Annotated in this window: 18 protein-coding genes and 4 pseudogenes; 10 read left to right on the top strand and 12 right to left on the bottom strand. The window is 69.0% G+C overall.

Annotation, left to right across the window (positions count from 1 at the left end; genetic code table 11):
• Positions 1-288: pseudogene (locus AB0I77_RS51915) on the top strand (hypothetical protein); the annotation flags it as partial.
• On the opposite strand, the gene AB0I77_RS51910 reads toward AB0I77_RS51915, so the two are convergent.
• Together AB0I77_RS51910 and AB0I77_RS51905 are read right to left on the bottom strand one after the other, a co-directional pair.
• Entirely contained in the window at positions 280-1113 is an 834-nt protein-coding gene (locus tag AB0I77_RS51910) for a PIG-L family deacetylase (protein ID WP_363290031.1), read from the bottom strand. The pseudogene AB0I77_RS51915 and the gene AB0I77_RS51910 sit on opposite strands and share 9 nt — an antisense overlap.
• A 301-nt stretch (positions 1114-1414) precedes the next feature.
• Positions 1415-2686, bottom strand: a complete 1272-nt coding sequence (locus AB0I77_RS51905) for an aldehyde dehydrogenase family protein (protein ID WP_363290030.1) — start codon at positions 2684-2686, stop codon at positions 1415-1417.
• 337 nt (positions 2687-3023) lie between these two features.
• Here AB0I77_RS51905 and AB0I77_RS51900 point away from each other — a divergent pair, with 337 nt between their 5' ends.
• The 5 genes and pseudogenes from AB0I77_RS51900 to AB0I77_RS51880 form a co-directional block, all read left to right on the top strand.
• A complete protein-coding gene (locus tag AB0I77_RS51900) occupies positions 3024-3593 on the top strand; it encodes a TetR/AcrR family transcriptional regulator (protein WP_363290029.1) in 570 nt (189 codons plus the stop codon).
• 126 nt (positions 3594-3719) lie between these two features.
• Positions 3720-3980, top strand: a pseudogene (locus tag AB0I77_RS51895) (short-chain dehydrogenase/reductase); the annotation flags it as partial.
• Positions 3981-4033: 53 nt separating this feature from the next.
• Positions 4034-4261, top strand: a complete 228-nt coding sequence (locus AB0I77_RS51890; protein WP_363290028.1) for a hypothetical protein — start codon at positions 4034-4036, stop codon at positions 4259-4261.
• A 555-nt stretch (positions 4262-4816) separates the two neighbouring features.
• Positions 4817-5518: an SDR family oxidoreductase gene (locus tag AB0I77_RS51885; protein ID WP_363290027.1), complete on the top strand. Its 702-nt coding sequence runs from the start codon at positions 4817-4819 to the stop codon at positions 5516-5518.
• A gap of 33 nt (positions 5519-5551) precedes the next feature.
• A pseudogene (locus AB0I77_RS51880) lies at positions 5552-5747 on the top strand (alpha/beta hydrolase); the annotation flags it as partial.
• Between the two features lie 68 nt (positions 5748-5815).
• Here the strand turns inward: AB0I77_RS51880 and AB0I77_RS51875 are convergent.
• The 3 genes and pseudogenes from AB0I77_RS51875 to AB0I77_RS51865 all read right to left on the bottom strand — a co-directional run.
• A pseudogene (locus tag AB0I77_RS51875) lies at positions 5816-6436 on the bottom strand (NADP-dependent oxidoreductase); the annotation flags it as partial.
• A gap of 194 nt (positions 6437-6630) precedes the next feature.
• Positions 6631-7233, bottom strand: coding sequence for a TetR/AcrR family transcriptional regulator (locus AB0I77_RS51870; protein WP_363290026.1), 603 nt, complete (start codon positions 7231-7233; stop codon positions 6631-6633).
• 350 nt (positions 7234-7583) lie between these two features.
• Entirely contained in the window at positions 7584-8747 is a 1164-nt protein-coding gene (locus AB0I77_RS51865; protein WP_363290025.1) for an IS110 family transposase, read from the bottom strand.
• Between the two features lie 430 nt (positions 8748-9177).
• Between AB0I77_RS51865 and AB0I77_RS51860 the strand changes: the two genes are divergently transcribed.
• On the top strand, positions 9178-9963 hold the full coding sequence (locus AB0I77_RS51860; protein WP_363290024.1) for an alpha/beta hydrolase: 786 nt from the start codon (positions 9178-9180) through the stop codon (positions 9961-9963).
• A 122-nt stretch (positions 9964-10085) separates the two neighbouring features.
• Here AB0I77_RS51860 and AB0I77_RS51855 read toward each other — a convergent pair whose 3' ends face one another.
• Both AB0I77_RS51855 and AB0I77_RS51850 read right to left on the bottom strand, forming a co-directional pair.
• Entirely contained in the window at positions 10086-10658 is a 573-nt protein-coding gene (locus AB0I77_RS51855) for a TetR/AcrR family transcriptional regulator (protein WP_363290023.1), read from the bottom strand.
• Between the two features lie 132 nt (positions 10659-10790).
• Positions 10791-11258, bottom strand: a complete 468-nt coding sequence (locus AB0I77_RS51850; RefSeq protein ID WP_363290022.1) for a helix-turn-helix domain-containing protein — start codon at positions 11256-11258, stop codon at positions 10791-10793.
• A 92-nt stretch (positions 11259-11350) separates the two neighbouring features.
• On the opposite strand from AB0I77_RS51850, the gene AB0I77_RS51845 reads away from it, so the two are divergent.
• The gene (locus AB0I77_RS51845) at positions 11351-11851 is read left to right on the top strand and encodes a PaaI family thioesterase (protein WP_363290021.1); all 501 of its coding nucleotides are present in this window, start codon (positions 11351-11353) and stop codon (positions 11849-11851) included.
• Positions 11852-11961: 110 nt separating this feature from the next.
• On the opposite strand, the gene AB0I77_RS51840 is transcribed toward AB0I77_RS51845, so the two are convergent.
• The 4 genes from AB0I77_RS51840 to AB0I77_RS51825 form a co-directional block, all read right to left on the bottom strand.
• Positions 11962-14151, bottom strand: coding sequence for a SpoIIE family protein phosphatase (locus AB0I77_RS51840; RefSeq protein ID WP_363290020.1), 2190 nt, complete (start codon positions 14149-14151; stop codon positions 11962-11964).
• 93 nt (positions 14152-14244) lie between these two features.
• Positions 14245-16134: a propionyl-CoA synthetase gene (locus tag AB0I77_RS51835; protein ID WP_363290019.1), complete on the bottom strand. Its 1890-nt coding sequence runs from the start codon at positions 16132-16134 to the stop codon at positions 14245-14247.
• A gap of 179 nt (positions 16135-16313) precedes the next feature.
• The gene (locus AB0I77_RS51830; RefSeq protein ID WP_363290018.1) at positions 16314-17225 is read right to left on the bottom strand and encodes an alpha/beta hydrolase; all 912 of its coding nucleotides are present in this window, start codon (positions 17223-17225) and stop codon (positions 16314-16316) included.
• Positions 17226-17369: 144 nt separating this feature from the next.
• On the bottom strand, positions 17370-18332 hold the full coding sequence (locus AB0I77_RS51825) for a LysR family transcriptional regulator (protein WP_363290017.1): 963 nt from the start codon (positions 18330-18332) through the stop codon (positions 17370-17372).
• 127 nt (positions 18333-18459) lie between these two features.
• Between AB0I77_RS51825 and AB0I77_RS51820 the strand changes: the two genes are divergently transcribed.
• Complete coding sequence (locus AB0I77_RS51820) at positions 18460-19620, top strand: iron-containing alcohol dehydrogenase (RefSeq protein WP_363290016.1); 1161 nt, start codon at positions 18460-18462, stop codon at positions 19618-19620.
• A gap of 68 nt (positions 19621-19688) precedes the next feature.
• Positions 19689-20699, top strand: a complete 1011-nt coding sequence (locus AB0I77_RS51815) for an enoyl-CoA hydratase/isomerase family protein (protein ID WP_363290015.1) — start codon at positions 19689-19691, stop codon at positions 20697-20699.
• Between the two features lie 177 nt (positions 20700-20876).
• Here the strand turns inward: AB0I77_RS51815 and AB0I77_RS51810 are convergent, their stop codons facing one another.
• A complete protein-coding gene (locus AB0I77_RS51810; RefSeq protein WP_363290014.1) occupies positions 20877-21890 on the bottom strand; it encodes an NADP-dependent oxidoreductase in 1014 nt (337 codons plus the stop codon).
• Positions 21891-22145: the final 255 nt, after the last annotated feature.

Genomic DNA, 22145 nt, shown 5'->3' with positions numbered 1-22145 from the left:
AGCGACGACAAGGGACGGCTCTACGGCGGCGACCTGGAACACAACTCCCTCTGGCGCAGAAACCCGAACGGCACCTACCGCACCCTCGCCCAGGGGAGCGACCTGCTCTGGGTCGACACCCTCTCCGTCACCTCGGACCGGCACCCGTACGCAAGCCCTATCTCCTGGTCCGCCTGCCGATCGACGCCGGCCGGTCAGGCTCGTATGACCTCTCCGGCTCGCGTAAGTGCGCGGCGATGCGGTCGACGTCGCCGGCGAGGGACGACCGTCGGCTGGAGCTCAGCGTAGGCCGGCGAAGAGGTCGTTCTCGGGGAGGGGTGCGCCGGTGGTGTCGTGGACCCGGACGAACGTCTCCACGCCCATGAGCTGCGTGAACCTCTCCTTGCCCATCCGCAGGAAGAAGATGTTCTCACCCTGGCTGGCATGCGCGGCCAGCGCGTCGAACTTCTGACCGCCGAACTCAGTGGTGTCCACCCACGTGGTGATCTCCTCGTCGGGCAGGCCGATTTCGGGCCCCGCTGCGGCCTCGGACGGATCCGGCTCCTCCCAGTCCGCGCCGAACTCGCGCGCGATCTGCCCGAACTCCTTCATCATCGAGCGCGGCGCCGTCGTCCAGTACACCTTCGACGCCATCCCGGTCAGCGACAGCGCTGCCATCGTGATCCGGTTGGCCTGGATGTGATCGGGGTGGCCGTAGAACCCGTTCTCGTCGTAGGTCACGACGACATCAGGCTCGTAACGCCGCATCAGTTCGGCCAGCCGAGCGGCTGCCTCATCCACGGGCGTACTCCAGAACGATCCGGGCGCCGTGTTGGCCGGCCAGCCCATCATCCCCGAGTCGGCGTACCCGAGCAGCTCAAGATGACCGACCCCCAGGACGTCACAGCTCGCTTCGAGCTCGCCTCGACGCATCGCGGCTACGGCAGCCGGATCATGCCCGGGGTCGCCCGGCTTGGCACCCCCCGGGCCGTCACCGCAGCCACCGTCGGTGCACGTGACGAGCACCGTGCGGATACCCTCCGCCGCATAACGCCCCAGGACGCCCCCTGTTCCCGTGGCCTCGTCGTCCGGGTGGGCGTGCACTGCCATCAGTGTCAAAGGCCGGTCAGTCATGAAATCCATTCCCTGGTCGGTCAAGCGTTCGGTGCCAGTCTGCGGCACAGCGGTACGTGACCGCCCGCAGTCTGCCGCGCCCGTCTCGTCGATCGTCGGATGGCGGAAGGTGAAACCCTCCCGCAGCAAGCACCTGGGTAACCGGTCGGTAGCTACCGGTGATGTCCGAGGCGAACTCGCCGAGCGCGACGCGAAGTGGTGCAGGGCGCGGCTCATCGCTTCGCGTCGATGCCTTTGGGGTGGCTGAGGATCGGGAAGCGCTCGATGGCGGCGCTGAAGTCGACTCTGGCGCGGTATCGGCTCAGCTGCGCATGGACGACGCGGGCCGGACGACGTACTGGCGCAGGTACAGGTCTCGGTAGGTGACGGGGCCGCGAGGGCCGGGGACGCGGTCGATGTTGATGCCGGTTTCCGGCAGGTGCAGGAGTTTGAAGCCGTCGAGGAGACGGGTGGTGGAGTTCCAGAAGACGCCTGAGCCACCGTAGGCGTCCATGAACTGGGCAGCGGCGTCCGGATCCTGTGTGATCACCGCAGCGGCAAGCCCGGAGGTCTCTTCGTCCGCGATCCGCGCTGCTTCGAGGGGGCCGTCCGCGGCGTCGATCGTCACCGTTGCGGCATGCTCGGAGTCCAGCGACCACTCGTAACCGCGCGCGTGGGTGTGCGGCGGCAGCGACGCCGTGATGTCCAGGTCTTCGAGGGCCTTCAGGATGCCCGGCAGCAGCTCTTCGTAGACAGCCCGGTCGATGAGCAGCAGATTGAGGCGGTTGCAGACGCCCAGCCGGTCCAGGCTGTTGCTGACCAGCTCATGCACCATCTTCTCGTCGGCGTCCCGGCCTACGTACAGCACTCCGCCGCCGTCCGCGTGCGCCAGGGTGCGCACGCCGTGCCGGGCGGCCGCGCGGCCGAGTTCCCGGGTGCTTTCGCCGCTGCCGCGCAGGATGACCAGGGGGACGGTCTCGGGCAGCGACACCAGTGCGTAGGCCGCCGCTCGGTCCTCGCTGGGCACCAGCTGGATGGCGTCCGGGTCCAGTCCCGCTTCGGTGAGTGCCGGCGTGATCACGTGCGTGATCAGGGCCTGGGAGGAGCGCAGGGCCGCCGAACCGGTGCGCAGCACGCCGCCGTTGCGTGACTTGAGGAGCTGGGAGGTGACGTCGAGAGTCACATTCGGGCGGGCCTCGTAGTTCGCGCCGATGACACCCACCGGGCGGTGGCGCTCCAGCAGAACCAGGCCGTCGGGGCGTTCTTCGAGAACGCTGTCCCGCGGCTCGTGCGGCACATCCGCCAGCGTACGCAGCTCCGTAGCCATCTCCTCCAGTCGCGGGCCGGTCAGCCGCAGGCGATCCTGGAGCGCCTTCGACATTCCGCTGGACGCGGCCGAGCTCAGGTCGTCCTGGTTCGCCGCCGTCAGCGTGTCGCGTACCGTGTGCAGCCGCTCCGCCATGGCGCGCAAGGCGGTGTCGATCTCCCCGTCCGACGCCCGGGCCAAGGCGGCCGACCCCTGCTTGGCCCGGACTGCGCAGGCGTGCACCGCTTCCTGGACGGAGCGGGGCACGCTCTTCTCGTTCCTGCTCACATCGGTCCCTTCTCGGTCGAAGCACGGGAGGTGGCAAAAGGATGCCAGGAGGATCGTTCAACAATCCTCGGACGGGAGTCACTGTAAACCGCTCGGTTTATCCCGGCAAGCGCCCGGAGGGCGCCGCTCACCCAACGGCACGGTGGGACCTCTACAGACTGGGATCCGGCACTTCGGCGCCTTCCGGGAGTCGTTGGGGATCGCCCGCAATACCTTGACGGACCGGCTGCGGCGGCTATGTCGACGAAGGGGTGTGTCTGATCCCTGGGGCACATCCCGGGACCCTCCTGGAAACCGATCGGTTTCTATTTCGTTCGATTCGAGTTAACCTCGCGATATGACCACCCAAGTGAAGCCAAGTCCCAGAGAGCGGCTGCTGGAGGCGGCGGCCACACTCACCTACCGAGACGGCGTTGGCATCGGCGTCGAGGCGCTGTGCAAGGCGGCGGGGGTGTCAAAGCGCTCCATGTACCAGCTGTTCGAGAGCAAGGACGAACTGCTGGCAGCGAGCCTGAAGGAGCGTGCCGCCGACTTCGTGGCCGGGCTCCTGCCGCCGGCGGACGATGGCCGCTCCCCCCGTGAGCGGATCCTGCACGTCTTCGAGCGGTTGGAGTTGCAGTCGGGTGCGGCCGAGTTCCGAGGCTGCCGGTACCTGGCTGTGCAGATCGAACTCAAGGATCAGGCCCACCCTGCGAGTCAGGTGGCCCACCAGATCAAAGCGAACCTGACGGCCTTTTTCCGTTCCGAGGCCGAACAGGGTGGTGCGAGCGATCCTGACCTGCTGGCCCGGCAGCTCATCCTGGTCTTCGACGGCGCCAGCGCCCGCGCGGGAATCCAGGCGGACAACCTGACCGGCCTCATAGCACCCACTGTGGCCGCCCTGCTCGGCGCGGCAGGCATGGGCTGACGCACCTCGTCTTCGAACAGGCGCGGCGACCGACTGGCCGCGACGCCTCACGCGTCACCCCGCTCGGCGCCCTGGGGCGCGGGCGCGTCATCGACCTCTCGCCGTACAGGGCGTACAGGGGTTCATCCCGCTCCCCACGTGGCCGTCTACGGCGCCTCCGAGCACGCGATCGAGGGCGCTACTCCGAGTCCCTGGACCACGAGGTCCGCGACCACGGCGTCCGGCCCTCGTCGTCGCCAAGGCGATCGTCGCGGCAGCGACCGACGCCGAACCGAAGCTGCGCTACACCGCCGGCCCCATGGCCGGCGCGTGAGCACACTGCGCCGCGTCGCTCCCGCCCGGGCCTTCGACAGGCAGATCCGCAAGATCAACAAGCTCGCCGGCTGACGCGTGCCCGCACCCAAGCACCCCGCAAGAAGAAAGAAGGCGCCGACACCCTGATGCGCCGTCACCGCATCGACCCCGCCGGGCTCCTGAACGGCATCACCGCACTCGTGCAGGATTTCGACGGCCTGGCGAGCGGCGGCTATGCGGAGTTGCCCGCCGGGCGCTTTCCCGCGTTCGCCCGGCACGACCTGCCCGAGCTGGGCTATGAGCGGTCCCGGTCTGACGCGAAGCGGGGGAGAGCCACACGGCTGAGACGGGCGACTTCAACTCGCACAGGGTGATCCTCCGGCGCGGTGTCGCATAGGCGAAACAGGCGAAACGGGTGACGCAAGGGGGCCGGATCAAGGACCGGATCAAAGGCCGGGTCATCCCGCGACTCCGGCACGAGGGCTCCAGCTCGCGGAGGCCGCGTGGCCCGTCTGTACGGGCGCGCCGCCCGCCGGTCCCCGCAGGCTGGGCCTCTCGTCGCGAGGCGTCGTCGGAGGCCGTCGCGCCTGCCTTCCCTGTCGCCGTGCCTCGCCGACCCGCCCGCAGTACTTGAGCGGTCCTTGTACTGCCAGCAGTCGGCCGCCCCTGGTTGCCGACCCCCGGCCGGCCCCGCAAGGCGCCGGCCGGGCACGCCGGCGACATCGAGCCGTACCGCGCGCCACTCCTCGAGTCGCTCCGCTACGGACTCCGCCGACGGATACGAGGCCAGCCGCCGAGGCCTGGGCTCCGCCCGACTCCACCTTGACACCGCGCGCCGTAGTCAGCCGCCGCTCAACCGACTTGCATGATGAAACCGATCGGTTTACGGTGGTGAAAACCGACCGGTTTCCCTCTTCGTGGAGGTAGTCATGACAGCAATCAAGGACGCCAACGTCTTCGTCACCGGAGGCAGCCGTGGCATCGGCAAGATGCTGGTCGAGGAGCTCTACGCACGCGGGGCCGGCAAGGTCTACGCCACGGCCCGTGACCCGCGCTCGGTGACCCACCCCGGTGCGGTTCCGCTGGCGCTCGAGGCCACTGACCCGGCATCCGTGGCAGCCGCCGCCGAGCAGGCCCAGGACGTCACCATCCTGATCAACAACGCCGGGGCCTCCGTCCGCGCTTCGTACCTCAACTCCCCGATGGACGACGTGCGCCGGGATCTGGAGACCAACTTCTACGGGCCGCTGCTGGTCACCCGGGCCTTCGTGCAGATCATCGAGTGCAACGGCGGGGGCCACATCCTCAACGCCCACTCCGCCCTGTCCTGGCTGGCCGACGGCACGCCCTACGGCGCCTCCAAGGCCGCCCTGTGGTCGCAGACCAACTCCCTGCGCCTGGAGTTGCAGCCGCGCGGCATCGCGGTGACCGGGCTCCACATGGCCTACGTGGACACCGACATGACCTCGGGCGTCGACGCACCCAAGGCCGACCCCCGCGACATCGCCGTGGCCGCACTCGACGGCATCGAGGCAGGGGCGCACGAGGTGCTGGCCGACGACATCACCCGCTGGGTCAAGTCCCAGCTGTCCGCCGACCTGGAAGACATGTACGCCCAGCTGAAGCAGTAGCACGCACTCAGGCACTCGCGCACTTCAAGGCAGGGCCGGCCGGACAGCTGGTACTCCTGGCGCCACCAGTTCGGCGCGCTGACGGCGGCCGGGTGCGGGGTCGTCGCCCCCGACCAGTGCGGCTACGCCCGCAGCGAGCAGCCGCCGGACGTCACGTCGTACACCCTGCTACGACTGGGGTGCACCCGTCGCCCGGACCACGGCGATGCTGCGCCCCGACGAAGTCCGCGCGGACTCCTTGCGCCGCGTCCTGGTCGGCGCCTCGGGCGAGAACCCGCTTGGGACACCAAGCCGGAGCCGCACAAGCGTCTCGCCGCCGAGTGAGTCCAGGACGACGTCGTCATCGTGCAGCACCGTCTCGAACGCCTGCTTCTTGTAGTCGACGACGACGTCCGCGCCCAGGCGCTTGACCAGGTCGACGTTGGCCGTGCTCGTGGTGGTCGCCGCGTGCGCGCCCAGCTGCTTCGCCAGGTGGATGGCGGTGGTGCCCAGGCCGCCGGAACCGGCGTGGATGAGGACCTTCTGACCCGGCCGAACGTGCGCCCGCTCGACCAGCACTTGCCATGAAGTCAGGGCGACCAGGGGAAGGGGCGCCGCCTCCTTCATGGTCAGGGTGGCCGGCTTGATCGCGACGTCGTCCTGGTGCACCGCGATGAGTTCGGCGAACGTGCCGATCCGGTCCTTGTCGGGCCGCGCGAATACCTCGTCCCCCACCGCGAAGCGTGTGACCGCCGCGCCCACTTCGACCACCACTCCGGCCAGGTCATTGCCCAGGACGAACGGGACCCGGTACGGCAGGATCGCCTTCATCTCGCCGTCCCGGATCATTCGGTCGAGCGGGTTGATGCTCGCGGCCTGGATCAGGACCAGTACGTCGTCCGCGCCCACCTCCGGGTCCGGCACCTCGCCGGCGCGCACGCCTGCCTTGTCGCCCTAGCGCTCGACCGTGAAGGCCCTCATCGTCGTCTCCATGTCTCGTCCGCGGGTGGACGGGGGTGCTTGTGGTGGGTCGATGGACCGAAACGAGGCCCGTTGCTCGCGGGGCTGCCGTGCTGTGACGTCCGGGTGCGGCCGGGCGTCCTGCGGTGCGGACACGCGCGTACTGCGGTGCCTCAGGTGGAGGTCCTGGCGCACTCGTGCTCGACGCCCAGCAGTGCGAGGGCGTTGTGGATGCCCTGCTCGAGGAGTTCGTCGGCGAGACGCCTGTCGGCGAGCGCGCGGGAGAGCTGTAGCGTCCCGGCCATCATGGCGTAGGCGCTGAGTGCCTTGGTGCGGGCCGAGAGCGGGTCGTCGGGTGCCAGGCGGGCGGCGAAGCCGTCGATGACTATCAGTACGCCGTCCGTGTAAGCCTGCTTGGTGGGGTCTGCGCAGCGCCGGATCTCGTCGAGCAGGGCGGCGGAGGGGCAGCCGTCGTCGGAGCTGTCGCGGTGCCGGGCGGACAGGTACCACCGCACGATCTGCTCGAGTCCGGCGCGGCCGGGGTCCGCCTGGGCGACGATGTTCGCGTTCTGTGTCTGTAGCTGGTCGGCGACCGCGGTGGCCACGAGGTCGTCCTTCGACGTGAAGTGGGTGTAGAAGGCTCCGTTGGTCAGCCCTGCGTCCTTCATGAGCGCCGAGATGCCCGAGCCGTCGATGCCGTCACGCTTGAACCGGCGCCCGGCCACCTCGATGATCCGCTGCCTGGTCGCCTGCTTGTGCTCTGTCCCGTATCGCACCGCACGCTCCTTCTCCTCGGAGGGGTCGCTCGCACTCTGCGGTCTCCCTTGTTGCATTGTATTGTGAACGTAATTCAATCACTCTGGGATGTCGGTCACTATCCGGTCGACGATGTCGCGCACATCCGTCAACGGGAGAACGGCGTCATGAGCGTGCCGGCGCCGGCGCAGAGCACGAGAGTGGCGTTGTCGAGGTACTGGACCGCGACGTAGGAGTTGTCGGCGGGGAGCATCACGCCGTCCAGGCCGCTGGCTTACTGGACCGCGAGCGTGCCCAGGATCGCGGGACGCCGCCCTGCGAACCCAACCGCCGGTAGGTGAACGTCGCGGGGGACCCTCCACGGCGAGGTTCACGGCCTTGTCTGCCACGCCTTCCTCTTCCAGTACGCCAAGGCCTTCACCAAGCAGGCGAGCACAGCCCGGACGTGCTTCTTGCCCTCGGCGCGTTTGCGGTCGTAGAACTTCCGCGAGTTGGGGTCGCTGCGGACGCTGACGAGTGCGGAGGTGTAGAAGACGCGCTGGAGTCTTCGGTGGTAGGCGATCGGCCGGTGAAGGTTGCCGCTGGCCCTGCCCGAGTCGCGTGGCGCGGGAGAGACGCCGGCGAAGGCCGCGAGAGCGTCCGGAGAGTCGAACTCGTCCAGGCTGCCGCCGACGGCGGCGAGGAACTCCGCACCGAGCACGGTGGCGATGCCCGGGACGCTCAGGACGATGTCGGCGAGTTCGTGCTCGCGAAACCGGCCCTCGATGAGCTTGTCCGTCTCGGAGATCTGCTGGTTGAGGGCCATCACCTCCTCGGCCAGGTTGTGGACCAGCTTCGCGATGGTCTTCTCCCCTGGGATGGCAGTGTGCTGACGCTCGGCGGCCTCGACCCCAGCCTCAGCCAGGGAACGTGCGCTTCGGACCTTGCGGTTGGCCGGCCGGCTGGTCAGCCGTGTGATGCCGGCGCGGCGGATCGAGGCCGGGGTCTGGTAGCCCGTCAGCAGCTTGAGCGGGCCGGTGTTGGTCACGTCCAGGGTCCGCTCCAGGGCGGGGAACATGCTCAGCAGGGTGCCGCGCAGGCGGTTGACTACGCGGGTGCGGTCCTCGACCAGGTCGGCCCGGCGTCCGGTCAGCAGTTTGAGCTCGACGGCGGCTTCGTCGCCGGGGCGGATGGGCCGCAGGTCGCGGCGCATCCTGGCCTGGTCGGCGATGACGTAGGTGTCGCGGGCGTCGGTCTCGCCCTCGCCGCGGTAACCGTCGGATGCCCGGTTCACCAGGCGGCCGGGGATGTGGAGGACCTCCTGGCCGTGGTTGACCAGCAGGGCCAGCAGCAGCGCGGGTTCCCCGCCGGTCATGTCTATGGCCCAGGTGACCTCGCTGCCGTTGGCGATGTCGAGGACCTCACCGATCGGTTTCAGCAGTTCGGGCTCGTCGTTGGCGACCCGCCGCGACAGCGGCGTCTTGCCGTCGGCATCCAGTGTGAGGCCGTGGTGGTGGCCCTTGCCGCTGCCGATCCCCACCCATATCCGGCTCATCGCGCTCCTGACGTACGTGTGCGTGTTTGCATGCCACGGACGACCTCGCCGGCATTGCTCTACGCAGCGACTTGTGGTGCCGCCGCCTGCGGTCGAGGCCGAGCGAGCGCCGCCGCACCGCCGGCTGCTGGGCCCGGCCGACGGTCCGCGCGTCCCGGCGACGGGACCTCGCGCAGATGACCGACGGCTCAACGTGCCTGCGTACGCGTATGAGGGGCCGGCCCGCCCGGCTCCTTCTTCTCGGCTCTACGGGCTTGCGGACTCATAGGATTATGGTCATACGTCAATGGTTGACGGGATGCCGAGGCTCGACCGCTCAGGGTTCCGACGCTCATGGATTTTGCCCGTCGACCCCGCAGACTGCAGCCGCAGCCGGGAGGCCCAGGTAACTGCTCGGCACCCACGGCCTCCAAGGGCGCCCTCGCGGAAAGTGACGTTCGCCTACCGCGAGCTCGGTCCCCGGTCCGGCGTCCCGGTGGTCTTTCTCAACCATCTCTACGGAGTCCTCGACAGCTGGGACCCCCGGGTCGTCGACGGCATCGCCGCCAAGCACCACGTCATCACGTTCGACAACAGGGGTGTCGGTGCGTCCACCGGTTCGACCCCGCGCACCATCCAGGAGATGGCGAGGGGCGCCGTCACCTTCATCCGGGCGCTCGGGCTGGAGCAGGTCGACATCCATGGCTTCTCGATGGGCGGCATGATCGCCCAGGTGATCGTGCGGACCGACCCGCAGCTGGTCCGCAAGCTGATCCTCAGCGGCACCGGTCCCGCGGGCGGCGAGGGCATCAAGAACGTGACGATGCTGTCCCATCTCGACACCGTCCGATCCCTGCTCACCTTCCAGGACGTGAAGCAGTTCCTCTTCTTCACCCGCACCGCGGGCGGGCGTCGGGCCGGCAAGGAGTTCGTGGGCCGGCTGAAGGAGCGCACCGTCGACCGGGACAAGACGATGTCCCTCATCGCGTACAGCAACCAGCTCAAGGCCATTCACCGCTGGGGCCTGGAGAAGCCCCACGATCTCTCCGTCATCCAGCAGCCCGTGCTCGTCGCCAATGGCGACCACGACAGAATGGTGCCGACGAAGAACTCGTACGATCTGGCCCAGCGCCTGCCCAACGGTGAGTTGGTGGTCTACCCCGACGCCGGCCATGGCGGCATCTTCCAGTTCCACGACCAGTTCGTGGAGAGGGCTCTCGCGTTCCTCGCACGGTAGTAGGCGTGAGGTGCGGTCGCCGCTTGGGCCGAGGACGTTGCCTCAGAGCCGCCGTGACGCCCTTTGGGCGAGCGGCTCGAGGCGCCGTCCGGAGTTTCTGAGTAGTGGCCGTAGGCCTTCCCTCAGCTGATGAATGCGAGGCCGTTCTCGATTCCCCGCTCAAGGACCTCGTCGGCGAACTTACGGTCGGACAGGGCTCGGGACAACTGCAACGTCCCCACCATCATGGTGTAGAGCCCGATGGCCTTGGCTCGAGCGGACTGTGGATCCTCAGGTGTCAGCCGGGCGGCGATCTCCTCCACGACGTCCTGTGCGCCGTCGGTGTAGGCCTGCTTGGTCGCGTCTCCGCAGCGGCCGATCTCGTCGAGCAGGGCTGCGGAGGGGCATCCGAAGCCGGGGTTGTCCCGGTGCTCGGGCGACAGGTATTCGCGAATGAGGTCCTCGAGCCCGGGGCGGCCGGGCCGCACGGTGCTGTACTTCGAGAGCTGCGTGCGCAGTTCGCCGGCCACGACATGGGCGACTAGGTCGTCCTTGGACGCGAAGTGGGCGTAGAAGGCTCCGTTGGTGAGCCCGGCGTCCGCCATCAGCGTGGAGATGCCCGAGCCGTCGATGCCGTCCTGCTTGAACCGCTGGCCGGCCTTCTCGATGATGCGTTGCCGCGTCACCTGCTTGTGCTCCTTGGCGTAACGCACCATGAGCTTCCTCCATTCGCTCCGCAAGGCCGTTGCCTTGTACTCAAGACCAATCCATGACCTGACACGCGTAATATTACGCTCGGCACGTGATTTTGGCTGCTGATCAGTGATCGTACGGACCGGGTCGATGGCTCAGGTCCGGAGGCGGGCGCCTTTCCCCAGCCGGGCGGTGACTTCACGGGGAGTGAGGGTGGAGTGTTCCGCGGAGCACTCGACGACGACGCGGACCGGGGCGTCGCAGTCGGTGTGGCGGACGTCCAGTACGGGGCCCTCGGGGCCGAGGGCGTGCGTCTCGCCCCACTGGCTCAGTGCCATGAGGACGGGCCACAGGTCCCAGCCCTTGCGGGTCAGGCGGTATTCGTTGCGGGGGCGGCTGCCCGGCTCCTGGTAGGGGACGGTCTTCAGGATGCCGCCCGCGGTCAGCTTGCGCAGGCGGTCGCTGAGGACGGCTTCCGACAGGCCGATGTGGCGGTGGAAGTCGTCGAAGCGGCGGACCCCGTTGACGGCGTCACGCAGGATCAGCAGCGTCCATTTCTCCCCGACCACGTCGAGCGTGCGCTGGACGGGGCAGTTCTCCGTGTTCACCTCAAGCCACTCCATCCCTCCATCGTAAGGGTCTGGCTTCGTTATTGACAGTCAGGTGAGCCGACAGCTAGGTTCACTTGACAAGAGTCAGATGGAAGGCGTCGGTCGTGGGACGAACACGTACGTATCAATGGGAAGATCCCGCGCTCCTGGCGGACGCCGCCGGACGCATGGCCGGCATCGACTTCCTGCGCGAGCTGAAGGCGGGGCGACTGCCGGGGCCGCCCGTCAACTACACCGTCGACTTCACCCTGGACGAGGTGGAGCCCGGCAGAGCGGTCTTCTCCCTGACGCCGGGGGAGGAGCACTACAACCCGATCGGCAGCGTGCACGGCGGCATCTTCGCCACCCTGCTCGACTCGGCGGCGGGCTGCGCCGTCCAGTCCACCCTCCCGCAGGGCGTGGCGTACACCTCGCTCGACCTGACCGTGAAGTTCCTGCGGCGGATCACCGTGGAGACGGGCACGGTGCGCGCCATCGGCACGATCGTCAACAAGGGCCGTCAAACCGCTCTCGCCCAGGCCGAGTTGGTCGACGCGTCGGACCGTCTCCTCGCCCACGCCACCAGTAGCTGCATGCTCTTCCCGGTGCCTCCCGCTCAAAGGTGAGCATCGGCGGCCACCGGTGATGTCTGTGCGGCGATGCCGGACTCCCTTGACCTCGGCGGGGAACGCCGGGATGAGGCGCCCGAAGTCGGTGACTCGCTCCCGCTCGAAACTCAGGCCATAGCGGATGAGACGTCGGCGAGGGAGGCCGGAAGCACCTGCTCCGCCCAGATGACCTTGCCCTCGCGGTTGTGTCGTGTGCCCCAGTGTTCGGTGAGCTGGGCGACGAGGAGCAGGCCGCGGCCGCCCTCGTCGAAGACCCGGGCACGGCGCAGGTGCGGGGCGGTGCTGCTGGCGTCGGAGACTTCGCAGGTCAGGGCGGACTGAAGGATCATCCGGAGTTGGATGGGGCTCTTGCCGTAGCGGATGGCGTTCGTCACCAGTTCGCTGACCACGAGCTCGGTGGTGAAGGCCAGTTCTTCCAGACCCCAGGCGGCCAGCTGGTCGGATGCGTGGACGCGGGCTTTGGAGACGACTGCCGGGTCGCTGGGGAGGTCCCATGTGGCGACGTGCTCGGCGTCGAGAGCCGCGGTTTGTGCCACGAGAAGGGCGACGTCGTCTGCGGGGCGGCTGGGCAGCAGTGCGGAGAGCAGTTCGTCGCAGGTCTCCTCGAGCGATGCCGGGGCTCGGGTGAGCACGTTGGCCAGCAGGGCGAGAGCGGTCTCGAGGTCACGAGAGCGGCTTTGGACGAGGCCGTCGGTGAACAGCACCAGCCGACTGCCCGGTGGCAGCTCGAACTGGGCGGTTTCGAAGGGGAGTCCGCCCAGGCCCAGGGGTGGGCCGACCGGCAGCTCCGGGAAGTCGACGCGGGATGCGCGGGCATCGTCGTCAGCGGTCGCGGGAGTCACCACGGCCGGCGGAAGGTGTCCGGCGCCGGCCAGGGAGCAGACGCGGGAGACAGGGTCGTAGACCGCGTACAGGCAGGTGGCGCTGATCTCGTCCGTGTCCCGTTCCTCCTCGCGCTGGAGGCGGATGACCACGTCGTCGAGGTGGGTCAGCAGTTCGTCGGGTGTCAGGTCGATGTCCGCCAGAGTGCGGACTGCCGTCCGCAGCCGGCCCATGGTGGCCGCGGCATGCAGGCCGTGACCGATCACGTCGCCCACGACGAGAGCGACGCGGGCCCCGGACAGCGGTATCACGTCGAACCAGTCGCCTCCCACGCCCGCCCGCGATCCGCTGGGCAGGTAGCGCGATGCCGTCTCGACCGCGGACCCGTCCGGCATGTGGTGCGGCAGCAGGCTGCGCTGGAGAGTGAGTGCGGTGGAACGCTCCTGGGTGTAGCGGCGGGCGTTGTCGATGTTCACCGCCGCTCTGGACGCGATCTCCTGGGCCAGAAGCAACTCGTCGTCGTCGAAGGGCTCCGCCGTGTGACGGCGGACGAACTGTGCGAGCCCCAGAGGGCTTCCACGGGCCCACAGCGGGACCAGGAGTATGGAGCGCAGGCCCAGGGCGCGCAGGGCGAGCTCGTGGTCCGCCGACAGCGCCAGCCATGGGGGGAGGTCGTCGGCGGTGACGCGGAGCCGGAAAGGTTGTCCGGTGGCCAGTACACGAGCCGGCTCCGACTCTTCCGGGTAGGTGTGCGTCTGCCCTGTGACGACCGCTGGGTCCGGACAGTTGTCCGAGACCGCTTGGGCGATGCGGCGGAGCGTCGCGGGACCGGCCGCCGCGTGCGTCTCCTCCTCCTGGAGGGCGGAGGCCAGGAGGTCGACGGTGACGAGGTCCGCGAGGTGGTCGGCGCCGACGTCCGCCAGTTCCTGCGCGGTGCGGGTGGTGTCCAGGGTGGTCCCGATCCGTGTCCCGGCCTCGTTGATCACGATCAGCCGCCGCTGCAGCCAGCGGTCGCGTTCCCTCTGGTATACCGCGACAGCCTGTTCCGCCGTTCGATCGACGTACTCGAAGGCCATCGCGCTCAGGGTGAGCGTCGTCGCGTTGATCAGCTCCTGGGACCCGGCGACACGGGCTATTTCCGTATTGAGCTGTTCAAGCACACCCGCGTGGACGATCCGATAGACGCGAAGGAGCTCACTGATCGGCACCCCGTGCTCAGCGAGTCGGCGGGCGAACTCGACGCCGGCGGGTGGCGTCCTGACCTCGGTCATACCAAGGCCGTGCTCGAGGAAATCCAGAACGGCGGCCATCTGTTCGGACAACGCCACTGGCGCCAAGGCGGCAATGTCCTCGTACTTCCACACGTCGGGAAGCCCGTCGACCAGGTGTTGCAGCACCACGTCGACCAATTCATCCGCTCGGGGTGCGAGGCCCCGAGCGAGATCGCTGAGGATGGCATGGGCGTCGGTTCCCATAATCAAAAGGTACCCCCGCCCTGGCCGACAGGCGTGCCGCGCGGAGTCCGGTGGGCGCGCTCGCCCACCGCCGGCCAGGGCGCTGTCAGCCGTTCACGGGGTGTGACCGGTACGGCGGAGGGCCGGGCGCAGGGCCTCGATGACGCCGGGGTCGTCCACCGTGGAGGGGATGGGTTCGTCGCGGCCGTCGGCGATGCCGCGCATGGTCTTGCGCAGGATCTTGCCCGAGCGGGTCTTGGGCAGGGCGGCGACGACCGTGACGTCCTTGAGTGAGGCGACGGCGCCGATGCGCTCGCGTACGAGGTGGACGAGTTCGGCCTCGACCTCGCTCGGTTCGCGGGCTGTTCCGGCCTTCAGGACGACGAAGCCCCGGGGGATCTGTCCCTTGAGTTGGTCGGCGACGCCGATGACGGCGCATTCGGCGACGTCGGGATGGGCGGCCAGGGCCTCTTCCATGCTGCCGGTGGACAGCCGGTGTCCGGCGACGTTGATGACGTCGTCGGTGCGGCCCATGACGAAGACGTAGCCGTCGTCGTCGATGTGGCCGCTGTCGCCGGTGAGGTAGTAGCCGTCGTAGGCGGAGAGGTAGGAGGCGACGTAGCGGTCGTCGTCCTTCCAGAGAGTGGGGAGCGCGCCGGGCGGCAGGGGAAGCCGCACGACGATCGCGCCGTCGACGCCCGCGGGCACCGGTTCGCCCGCAGCGTCGAGGACACGGACGTCCCAGCCCGGCAGCGGGCGGGTCGGGGAGCCGGGCTTGAGGGGAGCGGCCTCGATGCCGACCGGGTTGGCGACGATGGGCCAGCCGGTCTCGGTCTGCCACCAGTGGTCGATCACCGGGATGCCCAGCAGGGCGCTCGCCCAGTGATACGTCTCGGGATCGAGGCGCTCACCGGCCAGGAAGAGATAGCGCAGGTGGGAGAGGTCGTAGCCGGCGGTGAGCGCCCCCTTCGGGTCCTCTTTCCTGATCGCCCGGAAGGCGGTCGGCGCCGTGAACATGGTCTTGACCCGGTACTCGGCGGCGACGCGCCAGTACTGGCCCGAGTCCGGGGTGCCGACCGGCTTGCCCTCGTACAGGACCGTCGTGGCTCCGGCCAGCAGGGGCGCGTAGACGATGTACGAGTGCCCGACGACCCAGCCGACGTCCGAACCGGTGAACATCGTCTCGCCCGGGCCCACGTCGTAGACGGCTCCCATGGACCAGCGGAGGGCGACCGCGTAACCGCCGCAGTCACGCACGACTCCCTTGGGCTTTCCGGTCGTTCCGGACGTGTAGAGGATGTAGAGGGGATCGGTGGCGGCGACGGGAACGCAGTCGGCCGGCGGCGCGGCGGCGACCAGGTCGCCCCAGTCGAGATCGTCGGGCCCCAACTCGGCCGGCTCCTGCGGGCGTTGCAGGATCACGCTCTTCTCCGGCTTGTGGACCGCGAGCTCGATCGCCCGGTCGAGCAGGGGCTTGTACGGGATGACCCGCTTGCCCTCGATGCCGCAGGAGGCGGAGACGACCACCTTCGGGGCCGCGTCATCGATACGGAGGGCGAGTTCGCGCGGGGCGAACCCGCCGAAGACGACCGAGTGGACCGCGCCGATCCGTGCGCAGGCCAGCATCGCTACGACGGCCTCGGGGACCATCGGCATGTAGATCACCACGCGGTCGCCGTGTCCCACGCCGAGTTGCGCGAGCGCTCCGGCGAAGGCCGCCACCTCGTCCCTCAGCTGCGCGTACGTGTAGGTGCGCCGGGTGTCGGTCACGGGTGAGTCGTAGACGAGCGCCGGCTGTTCGCCGCGGCCGGCTTCGACGTGCCGGTCGAGCGCGTTGAAACAGACGTTGAGCCGACCGTCGGGAAACCAGCGGTAGAAGGGTGCGCCCGAGGAATCCAGGGCGCGTCGCGGAGTGACATCCCAGTCGATGCCCTCGGCCGCCTTCAGCCAGAAGCTCTCCGGGTCCTCGGTACTGGCGCGGAAGACATCCTCGTATGTTCCCATCGCGCACTCCTTCGTGGCATCAAGGGACGGTGGTGTTGCTGCGTGCGGAACTGTGTCGGACACAAGTACCGCATGCCGGGCCGGCAGGGTCGAGCGGGATGCCGGAGACCGGCGGACCGGTCACCGGTATCGAGGTGGTGGGGCAGCCGGCAGCCCCCGCTGTCAGGTGCGGCTGCTGCTCACGCGCCGAGGTGCGTACGGAGCCACTGGCCCATCTGCTGGATCGCCTGGTCCACCTCGGGTACGCGCCCCGCACCCATGATGAACGAGTGCTGGCCCTCGGGCATCGGGTGGACCTCGGAAGTGACCTTGAAGTCGGTGAGGCGGCGGCCGAGCTGGGCGCCGTCGTCGGCGAGGGTCTCGTACTCGCCGTAGTGGACGGTCGTGGGCGGCAGGCCGGTCAGATCAGCGTTCACGAGGCTGATCTGCGGGTCGGTGAAGTCCACTCCGGGCTCCTGCAGCCAGGCTGCCCGGAAGAATTCGAGGGTGCTCCGGCTGAGCAACTTGTCGTTGTCTTCGTTCGCGTCCACCGACGCGTTCTGGATGGTGAGGTCGGTCCACGGCGAGATGCTGACGATCGCGCCCGGGGTCGCCTCGCCCTGCGCGAGCAGGCGCAGCGGGAGCATCACCGCGAGGGTGCCGCCGATCGAGTGGCCCGTGCTGCCGATGTTGCGTGGTTCGTAGCCCTGGGAGAGCAGCCACCGGTAGGCGGTCTCGGCGTCGTCGAGCTGTGCGGGGTGAGGGTGCTCGGGGGCCCGGCGGAAGTCCACGACGAGCGAGCGGGCTCCGGCCGCCTTCGCGATGTGGCCGGCGGCCTTGCGGTCCGAGTGCATGGACGCGGCGACCGATCCGCCGAAGTGGAAGTGGAGCAGCGCCTTGTCGGGGTCGGCGCCCTCGGGGATGGCCCACAGGGCGGGGACGCCGTTCGCGTCGACTTCGGCGTAGGTCACGCCTTCCGGCTCGGTCGACGCCTTGTGGTTCGAGTCGATGATGTCGCGGATGACGGCCAGGTCGAGGCCGGGTGTCGACGACCTGGCGCTCACACTCGCGAAGAACTCCGCGAACTCGTGTGCCTCTGGGCTTGCTCCCATGGTGGTACTCCTCCTCAGACGGGTGCCGTGCGAGGTTCCCCCGCGGCAGCCGAGTGGATGTGCCGGCCATGACGCTACTTGCTGAGTATAGGAAAGTAAACCTAGATGACCCTGGGGCGCCGGCCAGGAGGGCGGAATCGGAGTTCATGCCGGGAGCAGTTCGGCGGCCCGTTCGGTGACCTCATGCCGGAGAGCGGTCCATACGGCGCGTACGGCGGGGTGCGTCACGGCCTCGCGGCGGACGGCCAGGGTGATGGGGAGCCGGATGTCGATCTCGTCGGCGAGCAGCCGGCGCAGTCGCGTCCGCTGGGTCAGGAAGGCCGGCAGGACGCCGATGCCGGCCCCCTGCTGGGTGGCTTCGAGCTGGGCGAAGACGTTCGTCGAGGAGAACGCCGGGGTCATGCCGGGAAGGTGGCGTTCGATGTCGAGGTCGCCGACCTGGAGCATCGACTCGATGTAGAAGATGAGCGGGTGCTCGCGCAGCTCGGCCGGCGTCTCCGGCCGGCCGTGCCGGGTGAGGTAGTCGTCACAGGCGTAGAGCCCCAGCGTGTAGTCGGTGAGGTGCTCGGTCACCAGGCGGCTGCTGGAGGGAACGCCGATGACGAGAGCGAGATCGAAACCGGACGGGCGCAGGGCGAGCTGTCGTGTCGCCGTGATGAGTTCGACCTGGAGCTGGGGGTGCCGTCGGCGCACCCGCACGAGGGCGGGGGTGGCGAAGGCGGTGCCGAAGCCGTCGGGCGCGCTGACGCGCACCGTGCCGTGCAGGGACGGCGAGTCCTGGCCCGCCACGGTGTCGACGACGCGGTCGATGGCCTCCTCGATCGCGCGCGCGTTCTCCGAGACGGCTCTTCCGATGTCCGTCAGCGTCCATCCCTCCGTCCCGCGCTCGATGAGGCGCAGGCCGATGCTCTTCTCCAGCGCGGCGATACGGCGGGACACGGTGGTGTGATCCACGCCGAGTGCGTCGGCGGCCGTCACCAGGCGTCCGGTACGGGACAGCGCGAGCAGGTAGCGCAGATCGTCCGCGCGGAGTTTGCGCGGGTCGACCGGGCGATGGGAGCCGGTCGGCTGCGGGGCGGGGTTCTCGTCCGGGGAGTGGGGGTGCACGGCCCGACCGTATCTGCATTTCCGCACAGCGGCTGTGCGCTATTGGTCGTTGTTCGCACACAGCGCGGGGCCGCACAGTCAGGGCAGTGGGCGCGACATGCCCCGCCGTTCTGCCGAAAGGGCCGCCATGGTTGCCAGCCTTTCCCTCCCGCGGATCCTGCGCGTCGGCGGCGGTGCCGTCGGCGAGCTGGGCGACGTCGTCGCAGGGCTGGGCCTGCGCCGCCCCCTGCTGGTGACGGACGCCTTCCTTGCCGGTACCGGTGCGGCGGAACGGCTGATGGCGACGCTGAGGGATGCCGGAGTGCAGCCGCACCTGTTCGCCGGCACCGTCCCGGATCCGACGACCGACTCGCTCGACGCGGGCCTGACCGTGCTGCGGGAACACAGCGCGGACTCGGTGATCGGATTCGGCGGCGGCAGCCCGATGGACACCGCCAAGGCCCTCGGCCTGCTGGGCGTCCAGGGCGGGCGGATGCGGGACTACAAGGCCCCGCACACCAACCTCGGCCCGGCCCTTCCGGTGATCGCGGTCCCGACGACCGCGGGCAGCGGCTCGGAGGCCACCCAGTTCACGATCATCACCGACAGCGCCACGGACGAGAAGATGCTCTGTCTGGGGCCGGCGTTCCTGCCGGTCGCCGCCGTCGTCGACTACGAACTGACCCTGTCGATGCCGGCCCGGCTGACCGCCGACACCGGCGTCGACGCACTCACCCATGCCGTCGAGGCGTACGTGAGCCGCAAGGCCAATCCGTTCTCCGACGGCCTCGCCCTGAACGCGATCCGGACCATCGGCCGGCACCTCCGCCGCGTCTACGCCGACGGGTCGGACACCGAGGCTCGCGAGGCGATGATGCTCGCCGCGACCCAGGCCGGCATCGCCTTCTCCAACTCCAGCGTGGCGCTGGTGCACGGCATGAGCCGTCCGATCGGCGCTCACTTCCACGTCGCCCACGGCCTGTCGAACGCGATGCTCTTCCCCGCGGTGACCGCGTTCTCCGTGCCCGCCGCCGAGAGCCGGTACGCCGACTGCGCCCGCGCCCTCGGATCCGCCACCGACGGCGACAGCAACGCCTTGGCCGCCGATAGGCTCGTCGAGGCGCTCCGAGCCCTGTGCCAGGATCTTGAGGTGCCCACCCCTCAAGCCCATGGCATCGACAAGGACGAGTGGTTCCGCCTGTTGCCCCTCATGGCCGAGCAGGCGCTCGCGTCCGGATCCCCCGCCAACAACCCCGTCGTACCCACCGCGGACGAGATCCAGGATCTCTACGCGCAGATCTACGCCTGACACCCGGCGAGTGAGGAACTGTGATGGCCACGACAGCCAGGTCACCGTGGAGTACGAGGTGCTGACCCATGACTGACACCGCTGCGGTCGAGGTTCTCGCCGACGTCCACCGGGGCGTCGGCCGGATCCTGCTGAACCGGCCCAAGGCGCTCAACGCCCTGACGACAGACATGATCGCCGCGATCGACCGTGTGCTCGCCGGGTGGGAGCACACACCGCTGTCCGCAGTGGTGCTCGCCAGTACCGGCGCGAAGGCGTTCTGCGCCGGCGGAGACATCCGTACGATCCGCGAGCACAGCCTCGCCGGGGATGCCGAGGCCAGTGAGCGGTTCTTCGCCTCCGAGTACCGGCTCAACGCCCGGATCGCCGAGTATCCCGTGCCGATCGTGTCGCTGATCGACGGCGTGTGCATGGGCGGCGGTCTAGGTCTGTCCATCCACGGCGGCTTTCGCGTCGTCACCGAGCGCGCGGTGCTGGCGATGCCCGAGACCGCGATCGGGTTCTTCCCGGACGTCGGGGCCAGCTACTTTCTGCCGAGGCTGCCAGGCGCGATCGGCATGTACCTGGGACTGACCGGGCACCGGCTCGACGCGGCCGAGGCCCTGTACACGGGGTTGGCCACGCACTTCGTCCCCGCGGAGGGGATCGACGCGGTCGGGGATGCCCTGGCGGACGACCCCGGCGAACCGGTGGACGTCGTCCTGAACCGCCTCGCCGACCGTTCCCCGGTGACGGGCAGCAGGCTGGCGGAGGTACGCGGGGACGTGGACTGGGCGTTCGGCGCGCCGACCCTCGGCGAGATCGAGAAACGCCTGCGCCACCTCGACACCCCTTGGGCGGCAGATGCGCTGGTCGCCCTGGAGTCCGCCTCGCCGCAGAGCCTGGAGATCACTCACGCCCTGCTGGCCCGGGGCAGGCAGCGCACGTTGCGCGAGTGCCTCGACGCCGAACTCGCCCTCACGCGCACGACCATCCGCACGCCGGACTTCCTGGAGGGCGTCCGTGCGGCCCTGGTCGACAAGGACCGCGCTCCCAACTGGCAACGTGCGTCGCTCGACGGACGGACGCTGCCGGCCTGAGCATGTCCGCCGTGAGCGGGACATTGCCTCGCGCAAGGGGCTGGCGTGCAGGGTCGCGCGTCCATGAGAGGGGAGCGCCGGGCCCCACAGGCTGCCGCGCGGCAGCCTGGATCGTCGACGGCGTCGTCGCCCCCTCCGGTGACCGTGCCGGGCGGAGGGTCTGTGGTCGGCCTGGTCTCAGTCGTTGGCGGGCACCATCGAGACCACGACCTTGCCGGCCTTGGTGCGGCCCTGCTCGACGTGCGCCATCGCCTCGCGCGTCTGGTCGAACGGGAAGGTGCTGTCGATGACCGGGCGGAGCTTCCCGCTGTCATAGAGGGCGCCGAGTTTGCGCAGCTGGGAGCCGTTGGCCTGCATGAAGAAGAACTCGTAGCGCACGCCCAGTGCCTTGGCCTGCTTGCGGATCTTGCGGCTGAGGGTGTTCATGACCAGGCCCATGAAGGAGGGGGCGCCGAGCTGCTTGGCGAAGCCGGTGTCCGGCGGGCCGACGACACTGACGGCCAGGCCGCCGGGCTTCAGCACGGTCAGCGACTTCTCGAGGTTCGCACCGCCCACGGAGTCCAGCACCAGGTCGTAGCCGGACAGTACCTTCGAGAAGTCTTCCTTGGTGAAGTCGACGACGACGTCGGCGCCGAGGTCCCTGACCAGCTTCTCTGTGTCGGTGTTCGTGGTCGTCGCCACGGTGGCGCCGAGGTGCTTGGCGAGCTGGATGACCGTCGAACCGAGGCCACCGGCACCGGCGTGGATCAGCACCTTCTGCCCCGGCTTCACATGGGCACGGTCGACGAGAACCTGCCAGGCGGCCAGGGCCACCAGGGGCACCGCGGCTGCCTCCTGGAGGGTGAGGGAGGCCGGCTTGGGCGCGACGTCGTCCATGTCGATCGCGATGAACTCCGCGAAGCCTCCGATCCGCAGGTCGCGCGGACGGGCGTAGACCTCGTCGCCGACTTTGAGGCCGTGTACGGCGGAGCCGACCTGCGTGATGACGCCGGCCAGGTCGTGGCCGAGCACGAACGCTGGCTTGTACTTGATGAGCTGCTTGAACTCCCCGTTGCGGATCATTTTGTCCAGCGGGTTGATGCTCGCGGCGCTCACTTTGACCAGGACGTCGCGGTCTCCGACCGTGGGCTCGGGTACCTCTGCGGCGCGTACGCCGTCCTTGCCGTACTTCTCGACGACGAATGCCTTCATGTCGGCCGCCTTTCATGTGGGTGTTTTTGGTGGTTGATGTGATTCTTCGCGCAGGTCTCCCTGCGCGCTCGTTTCTCGCGTGCGGCCGGGGTGATGTGCCGGCCACGACGCTACTTCCTGGGTATGGAAAAGTAAACCCAGGAGGAGTTAGGATCACCCTATGGATGCGTGGACCGAAGTTCTGCAGGACGCCGGTATGGATCATCGACTCGACCGGGACACGTCCAACTGCTCGATTGCGCGGACTCTTGAGGT

The sequence above is a fragment of the Streptomyces sp. NPDC050619 genome, from assembly GCF_040654815.1.
GTDB lineage: Bacteria > Actinomycetota > Actinomycetes > Streptomycetales > Streptomycetaceae > Streptomyces.
The sequence above is the reverse complement of the archived record's forward strand: the minus strand, read 5'-3'. Positions and strand labels throughout refer to the sequence as shown.

Bases quoted from the DNA above. Each gene is read 5' to 3' on its own strand.
- AB0I77_RS51910 (WP_363290031.1), bottom strand. From the start codon at position 1,113: ATGACTGACCGGCCTTTGACACTGATGGCAGTGCACGCCCACCCGGAC.
- AB0I77_RS51900 (WP_363290029.1), top strand. From the start codon at position 3,024: ATGACCACCCAAGTGAAGCCAAGTCCCAGAGAGCGGCTGCTGGAGGCG.
- AB0I77_RS51890 (WP_363290028.1), top strand. From the start codon at position 4,034: ATGCGCCGTCACCGCATCGACCCCGCCGGGCTCCTGAACGGCATCACC.
- AB0I77_RS51885 (WP_363290027.1), top strand. From the start codon at position 4,817: ATGACAGCAATCAAGGACGCCAACGTCTTCGTCACCGGAGGCAGCCGT.
- AB0I77_RS51865 (WP_363290025.1), bottom strand. From the start codon at position 8,747: ATGAGCCGGATATGGGTGGGGATCGGCAGCGGCAAGGGCCACCACCAC.
- AB0I77_RS51855 (WP_363290023.1), bottom strand. From the start codon at position 10,658: ATGGTGCGTTACGCCAAGGAGCACAAGCAGGTGACGCGGCAACGCATC.
- AB0I77_RS51850 (WP_363290022.1), bottom strand. From the start codon at position 11,258: ATGGAGTGGCTTGAGGTGAACACGGAGAACTGCCCCGTCCAGCGCACG.
- AB0I77_RS51840 (WP_363290020.1), bottom strand. From the start codon at position 14,151: ATGGGAACCGACGCCCATGCCATCCTCAGCGATCTCGCTCGGGGCCTC.
- AB0I77_RS51835 (WP_363290019.1), bottom strand. From the start codon at position 16,134: ATGGGAACATACGAGGATGTCTTCCGCGCCAGTACCGAGGACCCGGAG.
- AB0I77_RS51830 (WP_363290018.1), bottom strand. From the start codon at position 17,225: ATGGGAGCAAGCCCAGAGGCACACGAGTTCGCGGAGTTCTTCGCGAGT.
- AB0I77_RS51820 (WP_363290016.1), top strand. From the start codon at position 18,460: ATGGTTGCCAGCCTTTCCCTCCCGCGGATCCTGCGCGTCGGCGGCGGT.
- AB0I77_RS51815 (WP_363290015.1), top strand. From the start codon at position 19,689: ATGACTGACACCGCTGCGGTCGAGGTTCTCGCCGACGTCCACCGGGGC.
- AB0I77_RS51810 (WP_363290014.1), bottom strand. From the start codon at position 21,890: ATGAAGGCATTCGTCGTCGAGAAGTACGGCAAGGACGGCGTACGCGCC.